This window comes from Streptomyces sp. NPDC055013, from assembly GCF_053608645.1.
This window is the reverse complement of sequence record NZ_JBSGVW010000002.1, coordinates 197,935-214,025: the sequence shown is the minus strand read 5'-3', so window position 1 is coordinate 214,025 and position 16,091 is coordinate 197,935. Positions and strand designations below refer to the sequence as shown.

12 protein-coding genes are annotated in these 16,091 nt (G+C 69.9%); 7 read left to right on the top strand and 5 right to left on the bottom strand.

Annotated features, from left to right (window positions below):
- Nucleotides 1–2: 2 nt before the first annotated feature.
- From ACWGDB_RS03605 to ACWGDB_RS03595, 3 genes are all read left to right on the top strand, one after another.
- The gene (locus ACWGDB_RS03605) at nt 3–2,375 is read left to right on the top strand and encodes an ATP-binding cassette domain-containing protein (RefSeq protein WP_453821074.1); all 2,373 of its coding nucleotides are present in this window, start codon (nt 3–5) and stop codon (nt 2,373–2,375) included.
- A gap of 99 nt (nt 2,376–2,474) precedes the next feature.
- Complete coding sequence (gene ddaH / locus ACWGDB_RS03600; protein WP_453820905.1) at nt 2,475–3,251, top strand: dimethylargininase; 777 nt, start codon at nt 2,475–2,477, stop codon at nt 3,249–3,251.
- A gap of 217 nt (nt 3,252–3,468) precedes the next feature.
- Nucleotides 3,469–4,443, top strand: coding sequence for an acyl-ACP desaturase (locus ACWGDB_RS03595; protein ID WP_453820904.1), 975 nt, complete (start codon nt 3,469–3,471; stop codon nt 4,441–4,443).
- 91 nt (nt 4,444–4,534) lie between these two features.
- On the opposite strand, the gene ACWGDB_RS03590 is transcribed toward ACWGDB_RS03595, so the two are convergent.
- A complete protein-coding gene (locus ACWGDB_RS03590; RefSeq protein ID WP_383600551.1) occupies nt 4,535–4,789 on the bottom strand; it encodes a WhiB family transcriptional regulator in 255 nt (84 codons plus the stop codon).
- A 273-nt stretch (nt 4,790–5,062) separates the two neighbouring features.
- On the opposite strand from ACWGDB_RS03590, the gene ACWGDB_RS03585 reads away from it, so the two are divergent.
- Nucleotides 5,063–5,854, top strand: coding sequence for a VOC family protein (locus ACWGDB_RS03585; RefSeq protein WP_453820903.1), 792 nt, complete (start codon nt 5,063–5,065; stop codon nt 5,852–5,854).
- Between the two features lie 13 nt (nt 5,855–5,867).
- On the opposite strand, the gene ACWGDB_RS03580 is transcribed toward ACWGDB_RS03585, so the two are convergent.
- The 3 genes from ACWGDB_RS03580 to ACWGDB_RS03570 all read right to left on the bottom strand — a co-directional run bounded on the left by ACWGDB_RS03580 (nt 5,868) and on the right by ACWGDB_RS03570 (nt 8,972).
- Nucleotides 5,868–6,902, bottom strand: a complete 1,035-nt coding sequence (locus tag ACWGDB_RS03580; protein WP_453820902.1) for a LacI family DNA-binding transcriptional regulator — start codon at nt 6,900–6,902, stop codon at nt 5,868–5,870.
- A 115-nt stretch (nt 6,903–7,017) separates the two neighbouring features.
- Nucleotides 7,018–7,941, bottom strand: a complete 924-nt coding sequence (locus ACWGDB_RS03575; RefSeq protein WP_453820901.1) for an ornithine cyclodeaminase family protein — start codon at nt 7,939–7,941, stop codon at nt 7,018–7,020.
- A gap of 14 nt (nt 7,942–7,955) precedes the next feature.
- Nucleotides 7,956–8,972 carry a multicopper oxidase domain-containing protein gene (locus ACWGDB_RS03570; protein ID WP_453820900.1) on the bottom strand — a complete coding sequence of 339 codons (1,017 nt, stop codon included), beginning with the start codon at nt 8,970–8,972 and terminating at the stop codon, nt 7,956–7,958.
- 178 nt (nt 8,973–9,150) lie between these two features.
- On the opposite strand from ACWGDB_RS03570, the gene ACWGDB_RS03565 reads away from it, so the two are divergent.
- Nucleotides 9,151–11,628, top strand: coding sequence for a ThuA domain-containing protein (locus ACWGDB_RS03565; RefSeq protein WP_453820899.1), 2,478 nt, complete (start codon nt 9,151–9,153; stop codon nt 11,626–11,628).
- Nucleotides 11,628–13,850 (top strand): OmpL47-type beta-barrel domain-containing protein, encoded by a 2,223-nt coding sequence (locus tag ACWGDB_RS03560; RefSeq protein ID WP_453820898.1) that lies wholly within the window; start codon nt 11,628–11,630, stop codon nt 13,848–13,850. The genes ACWGDB_RS03565 and ACWGDB_RS03560 overlap by 1 nt, the downstream gene beginning before the upstream one ends.
- 16 nt (nt 13,851–13,866) lie before the next feature.
- Here ACWGDB_RS03560 and ligD read toward each other — a convergent pair whose 3' ends face one another.
- Nucleotides 13,867–14,919, bottom strand: coding sequence for a non-homologous end-joining DNA ligase (gene ligD, locus ACWGDB_RS03555; protein WP_453820897.1), 1,053 nt, complete (start codon nt 14,917–14,919; stop codon nt 13,867–13,869).
- Nucleotides 14,920–14,994: 75 nt separating this feature from the next.
- Here ligD and ACWGDB_RS03550 point away from each other — a divergent pair, with 75 nt between their 5' ends.
- A complete protein-coding gene (locus tag ACWGDB_RS03550; protein WP_453820896.1) occupies nt 14,995–16,065 on the top strand; it encodes an ATP-dependent DNA ligase in 1,071 nt (356 codons plus the stop codon).
- Nucleotides 16,066–16,091: the final 26 nt, after the last annotated feature.

The following is a 16,091-nucleotide window of genomic DNA, read 5'->3' as shown; positions in this document are numbered from 1 at the left end:
TCATGCCCGATTTCATCACCATCACCGGAGCAAGGGAGAACAACCTCAAGGACGTCGCTCTCCGTATCCCGAAAGGCCGGCTGACCGTGTTCACCGGCGTTTCGGGATCGGGGAAGTCGTCGATCGTCTTCGACACGATCGCGGTCGAGTCGCAGCGCCAGCTGAACGAGACCTTCACGTGGTTCGTGCGCAACCGGCTGCCCAAGTACGAGCGGCCGCACGCCGAGGCGCTGGAGGACCTCTCGCCCGCGATCGTCGTCGACCAGCGGCCGATCGGGGGCCACTCCCGGTCCACGGTCGGCACGATGACCGACATCTACTCGGTGATCCGGGTGCTGTTCTCCCGGCACGGCACCCCGAGCGCGGGTCCTGCGACCGCGTACTCGTTCAACGACCCCTCCGGCATGTGCCCCGAGTGCGACGGCCTGGGCCGGACCGTACGGCCGGACTGGGACCGCATTCTCGACCCGGACCGCTCGCTGGCCGACGGGGCGGTCCGCTTCCCGCCGTTCGCGGCGGGCACCTGGCAGGGGCAGGCGTACACCAACAGCGCCGACCTCGACCCGAGCAAGCCCGTCAAGCGCTTCACCGCGGCCGAGCGGGAGTTCCTGATGCACGGCCGCCCCGGCAGCAAGGTCACCGTCAACGGCACGGGCGGCACCTGGACCACCGAATACGAGGGGCTGGCCACCCGCTTCGAGCGGCTGTACCTGAAGCGGGACCTGTCAGCGATGAGCCAGAAGACGCGCGATCTGGTGCGGGAGTTCCTGGCCGAGGGGACCTGCCCGGACTGTGCCGGGGCCCGCCTGAACGCGGCGGCGCTCGCGACCCGGATCAACGGCATGAACATCGCCGAGTGCGCGAGTATGCAGGTCAGCGACCTGACGGCCGTACTGAAGGACATCGCCGACCCGGTCGCCGGACCGATCGCCCGGGCCGCCGTCAGCGCCCTCGAACGCATCGACGCCATCGGCCTCGGCTACCTCAGCCTCGACCGCGAGACATCCACGCTCTCCGGCGGCGAGGGTCAGCGCCTGAAGACCGTACGGCACCTGGGCTCCAGCCTCACCGGCATGACCTACATCTTCGACGAGCCGAGCGTCGGCCTGCATCCGCGCGATGTCGGCCGGCTCGGCGATCTGCTGCTGCGGCTGCGCGACAAGGGCAACACCGTGCTGGTCGTCGAGCACGACCGGGACGTCATCGCGCTCGCAGACCACGTCGTCGACATGGGGCCGGCGGCCGGCGCGGGAGGCGGAGAGGTCGTGTTCGAGGGGGCGCCGGGCGAGCTGGCCGGGTCGGGCACGGTGACCGGGCGGTGCCTGGGCCGCCGTACCTCGATCAAGGCGGACGTACGCACGGCGGACGGCGGGCTCTGGGTGAAGGATGCCGGCCGGCACAACCTGCGGGACGTGACGGTGGAGTTCCCGAGCGGGGTGCTCACCGTGGTGACCGGGGTCGCCGGGTCCGGAAAGAGCACGCTGGTCGCGGAGTTCACCGACGCGCACGCCGACGCCGTGATCGTGGACCAGTCGTCGATCGGGATCTCGGCGCGGTCGACGCCGGCGACGTATCTGGGAATCATGGACACGGTACGGAAGATCTTCGCGCGCGAGACGGGCGCGGAGCCGGGGTTCTTCAGCTTCAACTCGACCGGCGCCTGCGGCACCTGTGAGGGCCGCGGGATCATCTACACCGACCTCGCCTTCATGGACCCGGTGACGACGACGTGCCACGACTGCGAGGGGCGGCGCTTCAAGGACGAGGTGCTGCGGCTGACCGTCGACGGCAACTCCATCGCGGACGTCCTGGGGATGACGGCCGACCAGGCACTGGAGTTCTTCCAGGACGCGGGCGTGCGGCGCAGGCTGCGCGCCCTGCGGGACGTGGGGCTGACGTATCTCACGCTCGGCCAGCCGCTGTCCACGCTCTCCGGCGGCGAGCGGCAGCGCATCAAGCTGGCGACGCGGCTGCACAAGGAGCCGGAGGGGCGCGCCGGAGGCGAGAGCTCGAGCGCGCGGAGGCCCGAAGGGCTGAGCACGGTCGAGCTCTCGACACCGGCTGGAGCGCCCCGGAGGCGACGCAGCAAGAACAGCACCGGAGCGGTGTACGTCCTCGACGAGCCGACGACCGGGCTGCACATGTCGGACGTCGACGGACTGCTCGGCCTGCTGGACCGGCTGGTCGACACGGGCAACACCGTGGTGGTCGTCGAGCACAACCTGGACGTCGTGGCGCACGCCGACTGGATCATCGACCTGGGGCCGGACGGCGGCCGGGACGGAGGTCGGGTGATCTTCGAGGGAACCCCGCAGCAGCTCCTCAAGGCCCACGACTCCTTCACGGCGGAGCATCTCAGGAGGGCCACAGCCTGACCCCGAGGGTTTTGTACGGGCGGGTAGGCCCTGCATGATGGCGGATCGGTGCCCCATGCATCAGGGCGCCGACCCCGCCATCGATCCGGAGATCCCGTCGTGCCCAGCAAGAAGGCCCTCGTCCGCCGCCCGAGCCCACGCCTCGCCGAAGGGCTGGTCACGCACATCGAGCGTGAGAAGGTCGACTTCGATCTCGCGGTCGAGCAGTGGGAGGCGTACGTCGAGGCCCTGCACACGCACGGCTGGGAGACGGTCGAGGTGGACCCGGCCGACGACTGCCCCGACTCGGTGTTCGTCGAGGACACCGTCGTCATGTACAAGAACGTCGCGCTCATCACCCGGCCCGGTGCCGAGTCCCGGCGCGACGAGACCCTCGGCGTCGAGGAGGCCGTGGCCTCGCTCGGCTGCTCCGTGAACTGGATCTGGGAACCGGGCACGCTGGACGGCGGCGACGTGCTGAAGGTCGGCGACACGATCTACGTCGGCCGGGGCGGCCGTACCGACGCGGCCGGCGTCCAGCAGCTGCGGGCCGCGTTCGAGCCGCTGGGGGCGCGCGTCGTCGCCGTGCCGGTGAGCAAGGTGCTGCATCTGAAGTCGGCGATCACGGCGCTGCCCGACGGCACGATTCTGGGCCGCATCCCCCAGTTGGACGCACCGTCCCTCTTCCCTCGCTTCCTGCCGGTGCCCGAGGAGTCCGGGGCGCATGTGGTGCTGCTCGGCGGCGAGAAACTGCTGATGGCCGCCAGTGCGCCGAAGACGGCGGAACTGCTCGCCGACCTCGGCCACGAGCCCGTTCTGGTCGATATCGGCGAGTTCGAGAAGCTCGAAGGATGTGTGACATGTCTCTCGGTCCGGATGCGGGATCTGTACGCCTGACCGGCTGAGTGCTGCACTCGTTCAGCCCCGGGACCTGCGGGTCCCGGGGCATTTCGCACACCCGTGAACTCTCCACGGAACGGGGCTGATCTGCGGTCTTTACGTCGCCCTTAACCTACGGCTACGTAACCTACGGTTTCGTAGCCTACGATTCCGTAGGTTCCGGCAACCGCTCGCCGGTCATCTTTCCTGTGTTGTGCGTCCCCCTGGAGTTCCCGTGACGATCACTTCCCCTCACCTTGGCAGCCCTGCCGTCTGGACCGACGCCCGCCTGCTGTATGCGTTGGAGGAAGTTGTCGAGACCGAACTCAACCGGCATCTGAAGGTCGCCAAGGACTGGATGCCGCACGAGTACGTGCCGTGGACCGACGGCCGCAACTTCCCCGGCCTCTTCGAGGACGGCGAGGCCTGGGACAAGGAGCAGTCCCAGGTCACCGAGATCGGCCGCATCGCCCTGGTCGTGAACCTCCTGACCGAGGACAACCTCCCCAGCTACCACCACGAGATCGCCTCGCTCTTCGGCCGCGACGGCGCCTGGGGTACCTGGGTGCACCGCTGGACCGCCGAGGAGGGGCGGCACGGCATCGTGATGCGCGACTACCTGCTCACCTCGCGCGCGGTGGACCCGGACAAGCTGGAGCAGTTCCGGATGTCGCACATGAGCGAGGGCTTCGAGTCGGACAACCGGCACTCGATGCTGCACTCGGTGGCCTACGTCGCCTTCCAGGAGCTCGCGACCCGCATCTCGCACCGCAACACCGGCCACCAGTCGGGTGACCCGGTCTGCGACCGCATGCTGGCGCGCATCGCGACCGACGAGAACCTGCACATGATCTTCTACCGGAACCTGCTGAAGGCGGCCTTCGAGCTCGCGCCCGACCTGACGATGCAGGCGGTGCGGGACGTGGTCGTGAACTTCCGCATGCCCGGCCACGGCATCCCCGGCTTCGAGCGCGCAGCGGCCCAGATGGCCATCGGCGAGGTCTACAACCTGCGCATCCACCACGACGACGTCCTGCAGCCCGTCCTCCGCTTCCTGAAGATCATGGAGATCGACGGCCTCGGTCCCGAGGGTCAGAAAGCGCAGGAGGAGGTCGGTCTCTACATGGGCGGCCTGGACGCGGAGGCCCTGAAGTTCGACGAGAAGCTGGCGGCCCGCAAGGCCCGCATGGCGGCTCGCGCCGGGGCCTGACGGAACCTGGCTGAGGCCGCCCGGCCGAACCGGGGGCGGCGACGGTCGGCGCGGCGGGGCCGGCCGACAGCACGGGCTGCCGAGCGGGCCTTCAGCGTGCAGTACGCCTGAGCTCAAGGCGTTCCTTCTCCGAGAGGCCGCCCCAGACGCCGAAGCGTTCGTCGTTGTCGAGGGCCCACTCCAGGCAGGCGGAGCGGATCGGGCACATGCCGCAGATCCGCTTCGCCTCGCGTACGGAGCTGCCCGGCTCGGGGAAGAAGAAGTCCGCCCCGGTCTGCGCGCACAACGCCTCCTGCTGCCAGTCCAGGTCGGCCGAGGTGATCGTTGTGATCGTGTCGATGAGCATGCACAGGATCGTGCCGGGCGGCGAAAAACGTTCGATCAACGCGGGATCAACGCCGCGCCGCAAGGCCCCCGGCCGACTCGATGGTCTCCCTCCGCACGCGGCGACGCACGGCGGCGCGCGCGGAAACGGGTGAAAACCACGAGACCCGTACCGGTCACCTGCGGTAGCCGCAGGGGCCGCCCGAAACGACGGCAGCACCTCCGGCAGCGATTGTCAGTGGGCGGTGCAAGACTCGGCAGAGCAGACAACGGGACCCTTCCGAGGAGGGCGATGATGCTCACCACCCGTTATGTCACCGGCGCGCCGAACTGGATCGACGTCGGCACCTCCGACATCGAGGGCGCCAGTACCTTCTACGGCGGCCTGTTCGGCTGGCGTTTCCAGCCGGGCGGGCCCGAGACCGGCGGCTACGGGCTCTTCCAGCTCGACGGCCGGACGACGGCCGGCGGCATGCAGACCACCGAGGAGCAGGGCCCGCCGTCCTGGACGGTGTACTTCCAGACACCGGACGCGGAAGCCACGGCCAAGGCGGCCGAGCAGGCGCACGGCGCGGTGCTGGTACAGCCCATGGATGTGCTGGACATGGGCCGCATGGCGATCCTCGCCGACAAGGCGGGCGTGGGCTTCGGCCTCTGGCAGCCGGGGACCAACAAGGGCCTCGACGTCATGAACGAGCCCGGGACGCTGTGCTGGCTGGAGCTGTACACCACGGACGTACCGGCCGCGGCGGGCTTCTACAACACCACGCTCGGCATGGAGACCTTCGCCCTCGACTTCTACGGCGGCACCTACACGACGTTCAGCCCCGCGGGCCAAGGGGAGGACGCCATGTTCGGCGGGGTCGTCGACAAGGCCGACGACCCGGCGGAGGCGGACGGACCGGCGTACTGGCTGCCGTACTTCGAGGTCACCGACACGGACGCCACGGTCGCCAGGGCGCAGGAGCTGGGCGGCACGGTCCGCATGCCCGCCACGGACCTCCCGGACGTCGGCCGTATCGCCAAGCTCACCGACCCTTACGGTGCCCGCTTCGCGGTGATCAAGAGCGCACCGGTGCCGGGCTGAGCCCGACCGACCGCTAGGCGGATGCGCGCCGGACCAGCGTCGTCGGCAGGACGACGCTGGACGGCGTGCCTCCCACCTGCTCGCCGGTGCGGCGGTCGAGGCCGCGCAGCAGCAGCCGGGCCATCAGCCGGCCCATCTCCTCGATGTCCTGACGGACCGTCGTGAGCGGCGGGTCGGTCTGGTCCGCCATCGGCTGCATGTCGTCGAACCCGACCACGGCGACGTCGTCCGGCACCCGCCGCCCCGCCTCGCGCAGCACCCGCAGCGCACCCGCCGCGGTGAGGTCGTTCGCGGCGAACACGGCGTCCAGGTCGGGGCAGCGTTCGAGCAGCTCGCGCATCGCCCGTTCGCCGCCGGCCGGTGTGAAGTCGCCCTCGACGATCAGCCGTGGATCGGCGTCGACCATGACATCCCGGTATCCGTCGAGCCGGTCCACGGCCGACGTCTGGTCGAGGGCGCCGGTGATGTGCGCGACGCGGGTGCGGCCGAGGCCGACGAGATGCCGTACGGCGTCACGGGCGCCGCCACGGTTGTCGGTGTCGACGTACACCACGCCACGCCGGTCGCCGCTCCACCCGGGCCGTCCGCCGAACACGGTGGGGACCCCGGCGTGCTGGATCAGTGCGGGCAGCGGGTCGTCGAGGTGCAGTGAGAAGACGAGCGCCCCGTCGACATGGCCGCCGGCGAGGTAGCGGCCGACGCGGGCGTGGTCGTCGCGGCCCTCGGTGAGGAGCAGCACCAACTGGTTGTCGTGGGCCGTCAGCTCCTTGCTGATGCCGCGCAGTTGCAGCGCGAAGAAGGGGTCGGCGAAGACGCGCGTCTCGGGTTCGGCGACGACGACGGCGATGGCGTCATGGCGCCGGGTCACGAGACTGCGGGCGGCCTGGTTGGGCACGTACCCGAGTTCCTCCACCGCCGCGCGGACCCGCTCGACGAGCGGCTCCCGGACCCCGTCCCCGCCGTTGACGACGCGGGACACGGTGGCCCGGGAGACCCCGGCCCGGGCGGCCACGGCCTCCAGGGTGGGACGCGGTGCGGTTTCGGTCACTGCGGGGCTCCTCATCGGCGGTTGCGGATCAGGATAGCCGTGGTGGAGGCAGAGGTGAGAGCGCTCTCGGATGATCCAAACCGCTGGTGGAACCCCCCTGGCATCCACGAGGCCCTCACGCCAGCAGATCCACCCGCCGCCCGATGCCCTCCCGCTGCGCCGCCCGATACGCCGGCCAGCTCAACGCCAGGTCCTGCCAGGGCAACCCGACCGGGGCGTAGACGGTACGGCTCTCGGCGCTCGCGCGTCCCGGGTGTTCACCCCGCACCACCTCGCCCAAGGTCGCGTCGGCGGTCCCGCCCCGCGCCAAGACGCCCATGGTCGTCGCGAGTTCACGGTCGTCGACCACGACCGTCGCAGCCTCCAGCAGATCGACCGCCAGCTCCGCCTTGCCCGGCTCGTCGGCTCCCAGGCTCGTGAAGTGCTGGCCCGTTCTGGCGTCCGCCAGGTGCAGCAGCGGCTCCCGCGACCAGGTGGCCGACAGGACGACGTCGGCAGCCGCGGCGACCTCCGCCGCGGAGGACAGCACGCGCCCGCCGTGCCGCCCCGCGAACGCCGCGGCGCGGTCGGCGGAGGTGTCGTGGACGACCAGGGCGCCGCGAGGCCGTAGCGCGGCGAGTCCGCGTACCACCAACTCGGCCTGGGCCCCGGCCCCGATCACCCCGACCGTCTCGCCCGGACCGGCGAGGAGATCCGTCCCCAGCGCCGCCGCCAGCCCCGTACGCCACGCCGTCACCGTGGCCGAGTCCAGCAGCGCCAGCAACTCGCCGTCCCGCCCGCTGTGCAGGCAGATCACTCCGCGCAACGCCGGTTGCGCGCCAGGGAACTTGGCGTTGACCTTCACCGTGTACGCCTCGATGCCCGGCAGCAGGCCGGGGATCAGCGCGGTGGCGGTGCCGGGGAACGGCAGGTCGGTCCGCACCCGTTGCCCGGCGACGGGCACGGCGTCAGCGGTCCGGAACCCCTCCCGCAGGGCGCCCAGACAGGCCTCCGGTTCCAGGACGGACTCCAGGTCACCACGTGTCAGTACAAGTGTCACCCGTCCATGATGCGTCAGTGCTGGTGCGCGGACCCGGACGCCGGCTCATGACCGTGATCGTGCGGGTCGTACCCCGGGATCGTCCCGTCCGTCTTCTTCACCAGGAACAGTCCCACCATCCCCATGTCCGAATGGCTCTGCACATGGCAGTGGTACATCCACGCGCCCGCACCGACGCCCTCCCCCGCGATCACCTGGAAGCCGAAGGAGTCCGCGGGGCCCACGATCTTGTTGTCGATGACCTGGCTGGGGTCGTCCGGGCCGGTGAGCATGCCCGTACGGTTGTCCGCCCAGCGGTGACCGTGCATGTGGAAGGTGTGGTAGTACTCGCCGTGCGTGATCATCACGAACTCGACGCGATCGCCCACCGTGGCCTCGAAGTCGGGGCCGCTGTGCGCGGGCTTGTTGTTGATGAGCATGTCGTTGAAGACGACCGTGTGGGTCGCGTCGGGCAGGACGTCCCCCTTGCGCCGGACGATCACCGGCCCGTACAGGCCCTTGCGGATGCCGCCGGTGCCGTGCTCCGTGCCGACGACGTGGTCGTGGTAGTGCCAGTAACCGGCGCTGCCCGCCCGCCAGGTACCGTCCTTGCGGCGGCCGGGGGCGTGGGTGCGCCAGGTGTAGGTACGGGTGCCGCCGGGCTCCACGTCACTCTTGTTGAGCTTCGTGCCGTCGCTGGTGATCTCGTAGTCGAGGCCGTGGACGTGCAGGCTCACCGGCACGTCCATCGTGTTCTCGAACTCGATGTGCGCGGTGTCGCCCTCGTTGAGCTCGATCAGCGGGCCGGGGATGGTCGCCTTGCCCTTCTCGAAGCCGTAGCCCATCTGCCCGTCGGCGAGTTTCTCGGCGTACAGCTTGAGGTGCCTGACCTCGCCGCCGGCCGGGGCGGTTCTCGCCGGCGCGTCGGCGCTCGCGGCCTCGGGCACCTGCCCGAGCGACAACGATGTCGCGACGGTCGCGCCACCGAGCAGGACGCGTCTGTTGAAGGTGCGCCTGTCGAAGCCGCGTCTGATGAAGCTGCCTTCGCTCATGCCGAACTCCCCACGGCGTTACGGAAATTACGGGGGTGAACCGCTGAGACGGTACCGGTCGATCCCTCGTTTATCCACACTCAGGACAAAGTTGGCCCCAGTACGGCCGTAGGTATTGGCGAGTCGTTCAAAGGGGTCTAGCTTCCTTGTCGCTGTTGCTGTGACCGTGGAGGTGCCCATGCGCTTGCGAGGGTTGAGCACGACAAGACAGACCTGGGTGGCCACTGTGACCGCCGGGATCGTCGCCGCCGGGCTGATGTCCGCCCCGGCGGCCGACGCACGCCCGGCCCCGGAGCCACCCCTGACAACGATGTCCATCAAGTCGCCCCCGGGCGGCGCAAATGTACGAGTGCTCATCTTCTATGGGTCCGCGGCCGGCGGCGAGGAGTCGCCCGTGGTGAACGCCGGCATCGGGGCGATCGAGAAGATCGGCCTGTCGGGCCCGGCCGACCGGCGCTTCAAGACCGAGGCCACGAACGACGCCTCGGTCTTCACCAATGAGACGAAGTTGGGCCGCTTCAACACGATCGTCTTCCTGACCGGCGGTGGTGACGTCCTCGACCCCGAGCAGGAGGCGGGCCTGGAGGCCTACATGGAGGCGGGCGGCGGTTTCGTCGGCATCCATGACGCGGCCCGCGCCGAGCCGTACTCGGACTGGTTCACCGGCCTGGTCGGCGCCCGCCCGGCCGCCGGCGGCCCGACGAACGTGCAGCGGGCCGTGGTTGAGGTCGGTGACCGGCAGCACCCGGCCTCCAAGGAGCTGCCGGTGCAGTGGAAACGGCCCGACAAGTGGCTGAACTGGGCGAAGAACCCGTCGGGCGCGGTGCACACGGTCGCCCGGGTCCGGGAGTCGTCGTACCAGCCGGGCACGGGCGCCAACGGCTGGGATCACCCGGTGAGTTGGTGCCGTGACTACGACGGCGGCCGCTCCTTCTACACGGGTATGGGCGGCACGGCGTCGTCGTACGACGAGACCGACTTCCGTACCCATCTGCGCGGTGCCCTGCTGTGGACGACGCGGCTGGTCCAGGCCGACTGCAAGGCCACGATCAGCGGCAACTACAAGGCCGAGCGACTCACCCAGCCCAACCAGCCCGGCCAGAACGACCAGATCGGCGAGCCGCACGGCCTGGTCACCGCTCCCGACGGCCGCGTGCTCTACATCGGCCGGGGCGGCGCCGACTCCTCCCAGCCGGTCGTCACCGACTGGAACAACCCGGAGATCGGCAAGGGCAAGGGCGAGATCCACGTCTACGACCCGAAGACCAAGAAGGTCACCCTGGCCGGGGCGCTCACGGTCTTCGGCAACAAGGGCGGCGGCGATGAGCTGATCAAGGTCGAGGAGGGGCTCCTCGGCATCGAGCTCGATCCACGCTTCGAGGACAACGGCTGGGTGTATCTGCACTACACCCCGCACTCACGGCTCAACCGAGACACGAGGATGGCCGAGCGGCGCGTCTCCCGCTTCACGCTCGACCTCGCCACCGACAAGCTGGACCTGGGCAGTGAGAAGGTCCTGCTCAAGTGGCCGGTGCAGGTCCACAGTTGCTGCCACTCGGGCGGCGGGATGGCCTGGGACTCCAAGGGCAACCTGTACATCGCGACCGGCGACAACAACTCCAGCCGCTTCAGCGACGGTTACTCCGGCAACAACCCCGAGCCCAACTACAAGGGTGTCTCCTTCGCCGACGCACGCCGCACCGCCGGCAACACCAACAACCTCAACGGCAAGATCCTGCGCATCCACCCGGAGCCGGACGGCACGTACACGCTGCCGGAGGGCAACCTCTTCACGGGCAGGGAGACCGACGAGGGCGGCGGCAAGACACGCGGCGAGATCTACGTGATGGGCGTCAGGAACCCCGCCCGCATCTCCGTCGACAAGCAGACGGACGTCCTGTACGCGGGCTGGGTCGGCCCCGACGCGGGCGCGCCCTCGACGACCTGGGGCCCGGCCAAGTACGACACCTTCGCGGTCATCACCAAGGCGAGCAACCGCGGCTGGCCGTACTGCATGGGCAACAAGCAGCCCTACCGTGACCGCAATCTGCCCGACCCGACGAAGCCGCTGGGCTGGTACGACTGCGACCACCCGAAGAACGAGTCGCCGAACAACGACGGCCTGGTCAACCTCCCGCCGGTCACCGGCAACAACATCTGGTACTCGCCCCAGGGCGGCGCGCCGGACTTCCCGCGTGACGCGAACGGCGTCCCGTCGTACAAGCAGGAGGAGTCCACCTACGCGCTGCCGTGGCTCAAGGGCGGTGGCCAGGCCGCGATGAACGGGCCGGTCTACCGGTACGACGCGGCGAGCGCCGGTGACACCAAGTGGCCGGCCTACTGGGACGGCAAGTGGTTCGTCGGCGACTTCTACGACGCCGACCAGCCGCGCAACGCGGTGATCACCGACCCGAAGACGCACGGTGACGGCGGACTGCCGATCCACTCGGAGTCGCTGAAGAAGATCGTGCCGGTCGGCAACGACGGCATCAAGAACCTCATGGACTGGAAGTTCGGGCCGGACGGCGTGCTCTACGTGCTCGACTACGGCCGCGGCTTCTTCACGTCGGACACCAAGTCGGCGCTGTGGCGGGTCACTTACACGGGCGGCGCTGCGACTCCGGCCGCCGACCAGCTGGCGAGGGGAGCCCAGTGATGAAGCGAAGCAGTCCACCTCGGCGAAGAGTCTGGGCGGCCCTGTTGGCCGTGCTGCTGGTGATGCTGGGACTGCAGTCGGTCCCCGCCGTCGGGCGGCCCGAGTCCCCGTCCGCGAACGCTGCCGCCGCCCAGACGCTCACCTGGACGGCCGGCGACGACATCACGAAGTACACGTCGGCGCCGGCCACGGCGGTGGCCGGGACGACGACGATCGTCTTCGAGAACAGCACGGCGACCGGCAACACCACCGGGATGCCGCACACGTTGACGTTCGACACCTCCGACCCCGAGTTCAACAACGACGTCCAGCTCAACATCCTCGCCAATCCGAACGACGACCAGGGCGGCAAGCACACCGCCGAGGTCACGCTCACCCCCGGCCGCTACCGCTACTACTGCACGATCCCCGGTCACGGGCAGATGCAGGGCATCCTCGTGGTGACCGAGGGCAGCGGCGAGGACACGACGGCACCGCAGACGTCGGCGCACGTCAGCGGGACCCAGAACGCGCAGGGCCAGTACGTCGGTTCGGCGAGCGTGGCGGTCCACGCCACCGACGAGGAGGGCGGCTCCGGGCTCGACCGCACCGAGTACGCGGTCGGCGACGCGGGCGCCTGGCAGCCGTACACCGCGCCGGTCGTCGTCGACCAGGTCGGCGACCACAAGATCCGCTACCGGGCCTTCGACAAGGCGGGGAACGTCTCGGCGGAGAAGAGCGCCCAGTTCACGGTCGTCCCGCCGCCGACCGACGACACGACGGCGCCTCAGACCTCGGCGACCGTCAGCGGCGAGCAGAACCCCGACGGCACGTACATCGACATGGCGACCGTCACCGTCTCCGCCTCCGACACCGGTTCCGGTGTCAACACCATCGAGTACGCGATCGGCGACGGAGCCTGGCAGCCGTACACCGCGCCCGTGATGGTGCACGAGGTCGGCGCTCATACGGTGCGCTACCGGGCCACCGACAAGGCGGGGAACGTCGCCGCAGAGAAGAATGTGCAGTTCACGGTCGTGGCGGCGCCCCAGCCGGACACGACTGCGCCGGTGACGGGCGTGACCGTGGAGGGCACGAAGAACTCCGACGGGGCGTACATCGGCAATGCCAAGGTGACCGTCACGGCGACCGACGAGCACCACGGCTCGGGTGTCGACCGGATCGAATACTCGATCGACGGCGGGCCGTACCTCGCGTACGGCGCCCCGGTGGTCGTCGACCGCGCCGGCACGCACACCCTCGGCTACCGGGCGACGGACAAGGCGGGTAACACCTCCACCGCCCGCACGGTGACCTTCACCGTGGTGGCGGGCCAGGTCCCCGCGCCCAACTGCCCCGAGTTCGACGAGCGGTTGACGGTGATCGTCGGCACGGTCGACTCGGGCGTCCCGAACCGGCTCACCAACAGCCGGTGCCGGATCAACGAGTTGATCGAGGACGAGAAGCAGTGGACGTCCCACGCACTGTTCCTCAAGCACGTGACGACGGTCCTGGACAAGCTCCTCAAGGAAGGCGTCGTCGACCAGCGCGAGTACAACGCCGTCCGCAAGGCGGCCCGGCAGTCCGGGATCGGCAAGCCCGGCCAGACCGAGGGCTACCGCACCATCCTCGACGGAAGCGCGGCGTCCTTCGCCAAGTGGCAGCAGGTGGGCGGTGGTTCGTTCGCGCAGAACGCCGACGGCTCGATCACCAGCGGCACCAGCAAGGCGGGCCTGGGCATGCTGTGGTTCCCCGAGCGGAAGTACGGTGACTTCTCGCTCAAGCTGCAGTGGCGCGACGACGCTCCGGGCACCGGCAACGCCAACTCCGGTGTGTTCGTCCGCTTCCCGTGGGTCCACGACCACTCCGAGGAGTCGCGGCCGGAGTGGGTCGCCATCAAGTACGGGCACGAGGTGCAGGTGCTCGACCGTCCTGACGGCGACATGTACAAGACGGGCTCGGTGTACGGCTTCGACCGGGTGGGGCTCGCCGGTGCCGGCGTCACCCAGAAGGGCACGTGGAACGACTACGAGATCCGCGTGGTCGACCAGCACTACTCGGTCTACCGCAACGGCGTGCTGATCAACGAGTTCGACAACACCGGCGGTCAGGACTTCGTCCCGCCGCGCTCGGACGACCCGGGCACGGACGGGCGCAGGTTCGCCTCCGGCTACATCGGGCTCCAGGTGCACGGCACGACGGACGTGGTCTCGTACCGGGACATCCGGATCAAGGAGCTGTAGACCGGCGAGCAGGAGATCAAGGAGCCGTGGGTTCTGAGGGAGGCGCCTCCGACGGGGGCGCCTCCTTCTTCGCCCGGCTCGGCTGCACTCTCTTCGGCTCGCCCGGCATCTTCGGATACTCGGGCGGGTACGGCAGATCGCCGAGTCCGTGGTCGCGTTCGTCCTGGTTGGCCAGCTCCAGCAGCGCGTCCAGCGAGAAGCGGTGGTCGTCCATGTCCGCGTGCACGTCGCCGAGTTCGGCGAAGCGCGCGGGCATGGTCACGAGGTCGAAGTCCTGGGGGTGTGCCTCGCCGACCTCCTCCCAGCGCAGCGGCGCGGAGACCGGGGCGTGCGGCCGGGGCCGTACGGAATAGGCGGAGGCGATCGTGCGGTCACGGGCCGTCTGGTTGTAGTCGATGAAGATGCGCTCGCCGCGCTCCTCCTTCCACCACTTGATCGTCACCTGGTCCGGCATCCGGCGCTCCAGCTCCCGGCCGACCGCGATCGCGGCGCGCCGGACCTGGGTGAAGGTCCAGCGCGGCTCGATGGGCACGAAGACGTGCAGTCCGCGTCCGCCGGAGGTCTTGGGCCAGCCGCGCAGGCCGCCGAACTCGTCGAGTACGGAGCGCAGTTCATGGGCGGCGCGGGCGGCGTCGTCGAAGTCGGTGCCGGGCTGCGGGTCGAGGTCGATGCGCAGTTCGTCGGGGCTGTCGACGTCGTCGCGGCGGACCGGCCAGGGGTGGAAGGTGAGCGTGCCGTACTGGGCGGCCCACAGGACCGCGGCCTCCTCGGTGGGGCACATCTCGTCGGCGCTGCGGCCGCTGGGGAAGGTGATGTGGGCGGTGGGGATCCAGTCGGGCATGCTCTTGGGCGCCCGCTTCTGGTAGAACCACTCGCCGGTCACACCGTCCGGGTAGCGCTCCAGGGTGGTGGGCCGGTTGCGCAGGGCGCGCAGGATGCCGGGACCGACGGCGATGTAGTAGCGGGCGAGGTCCAGCTTGGTGAAGCCGCGTTCGGGGAAGAAGATCTTGCCCGGGTTGGACAGGCGCACGGTCCGGCCGCCCGCTTCCAGTTCCACCGCTTCGCCCATGCGAGACACGGTAGGCGCCCGGCGCATGCCGCGCACACCGGGCGACGGCAGCCGGATGCGAGCAGAATCGTCAGCATGGACCTGCCGGTGATGCCGCCCGTGAAGCCGATGCTCGCCAAGTCGGTGGCGAAGATTCCGCCGGGCATGCAGTACGAGGCGAAGTGGGACGGGTTCCGGGCGATCGTGTTCCGCGACGGGGACGAGGTCGAGCTGGGCAGCCGTACCGGGAAGCCTCTGACCAAGTACTTTCCCGAGCTGGTGGCGGCGCTGAAGGAGCGGTTGCCCCAGCGGTGCGTGCTGGACGGGGAGATCGTCATCGCGCGCGAGGGGCGGCTCGACTTCGACGCGCTCACCGAGCGCATCCACCCGGCCGACTCCCGGGTGCGGACGCTGGCCGAGCGGACGCCGGCCTCGTTCGTGGCCTTCGACCTGCTGGCGCTGGCGGACCGGTCGCTCCTCGAGGTGCCGCTCGCGGACCGGCGGGCGGCGCTCACCATGGCGTTGTCCGGGGTGACGGCGCCCGTGCATGTGGCACCGGCCACGACCGACGTCGACACGGCCCAGGGGTGGTTCGAGCAGTACGAGGGGGCGGGCCTGGACGGGGTCATCGCGAAGCCCCTCACGCTGCGCTATCTCCAGAACGAGCGGGCCATGTTCAAGATCAAGCACGAGCGGACGGCGGACGTCGTCGTCGCGGGCTACCGCCTCCACAAGAGCGGCCCGGTCGTGGGCTCTTTGCTGCTCGGCCTCCACGACGACCGGGGCGCCCTCCAGCACGTGGGCGTGTCCGCCGCGTTCTCCATGAAGCGGCGTGCCGAGCTGATCGAGGAGCTGGAGCCGCTGCGCATGGCGGATGCCGCAGGGCATCCCTGGGCGGCGTGGGCCGACGAGGCGGCCCACGAGTCGGCGCGGCTGCCGGGCGCGCCGAGCCGCTGGTCGGGCAAGAAGGACCTGTCCTGGGTGCCGCTCAGGCCGGAGTGGGTGGCCGAGGTGGCGTACGACCACATGGAGAACGGTGCCCGCTTCCGGCACACGGCCCGCTTCCGCCGCTGGCGTCCGGACCGCACGCCCGAGAGCTGCACCTACGCGCAGTTGGAGGAGCCGGTCCGCTACGACCTGGCGGAGATCTTCGCGCCGCAGGCCTGACGAGCGGCGCGGGGATCATCACGGCC

Bases quoted from the DNA above. Each gene is read 5' to 3' on its own strand.
- ACWGDB_RS03585 (WP_453820903.1), top strand. From the start codon at position 5,063: ATGCTCACCACCCGTTATGTCACCGGCGCGCCGAACTGGATCGACGTC.
- ACWGDB_RS03570 (WP_453820900.1), bottom strand. From the start codon at position 8,972: ATGAGCGAAGGCAGCTTCATCAGACGCGGCTTCGACAGGCGCACCTTC.
- ACWGDB_RS03550 (WP_453820896.1), top strand. From the start codon at position 14,995: ATGGACCTGCCGGTGATGCCGCCCGTGAAGCCGATGCTCGCCAAGTCG.
- ACWGDB_RS03605 (WP_453821074.1), top strand. From the start codon at position 3: ATGCCCGATTTCATCACCATCACCGGAGCAAGGGAGAACAACCTCAAG.
- ACWGDB_RS03560 (WP_453820898.1), top strand. From the start codon at position 11,628: ATGAAGCGAAGCAGTCCACCTCGGCGAAGAGTCTGGGCGGCCCTGTTG.
- ligD (WP_453820897.1), bottom strand. From the start codon at position 14,919: ATGGGCGAAGCGGTGGAACTGGAAGCGGGCGGCCGGACCGTGCGCCTG.
- ACWGDB_RS03565 (WP_453820899.1), top strand. From the start codon at position 9,151: ATGCGCTTGCGAGGGTTGAGCACGACAAGACAGACCTGGGTGGCCACT.
- ACWGDB_RS03590 (WP_383600551.1), bottom strand. From the start codon at position 4,789: ATGCTCATCGACACGATCACAACGATCACCTCGGCCGACCTGGACTGG.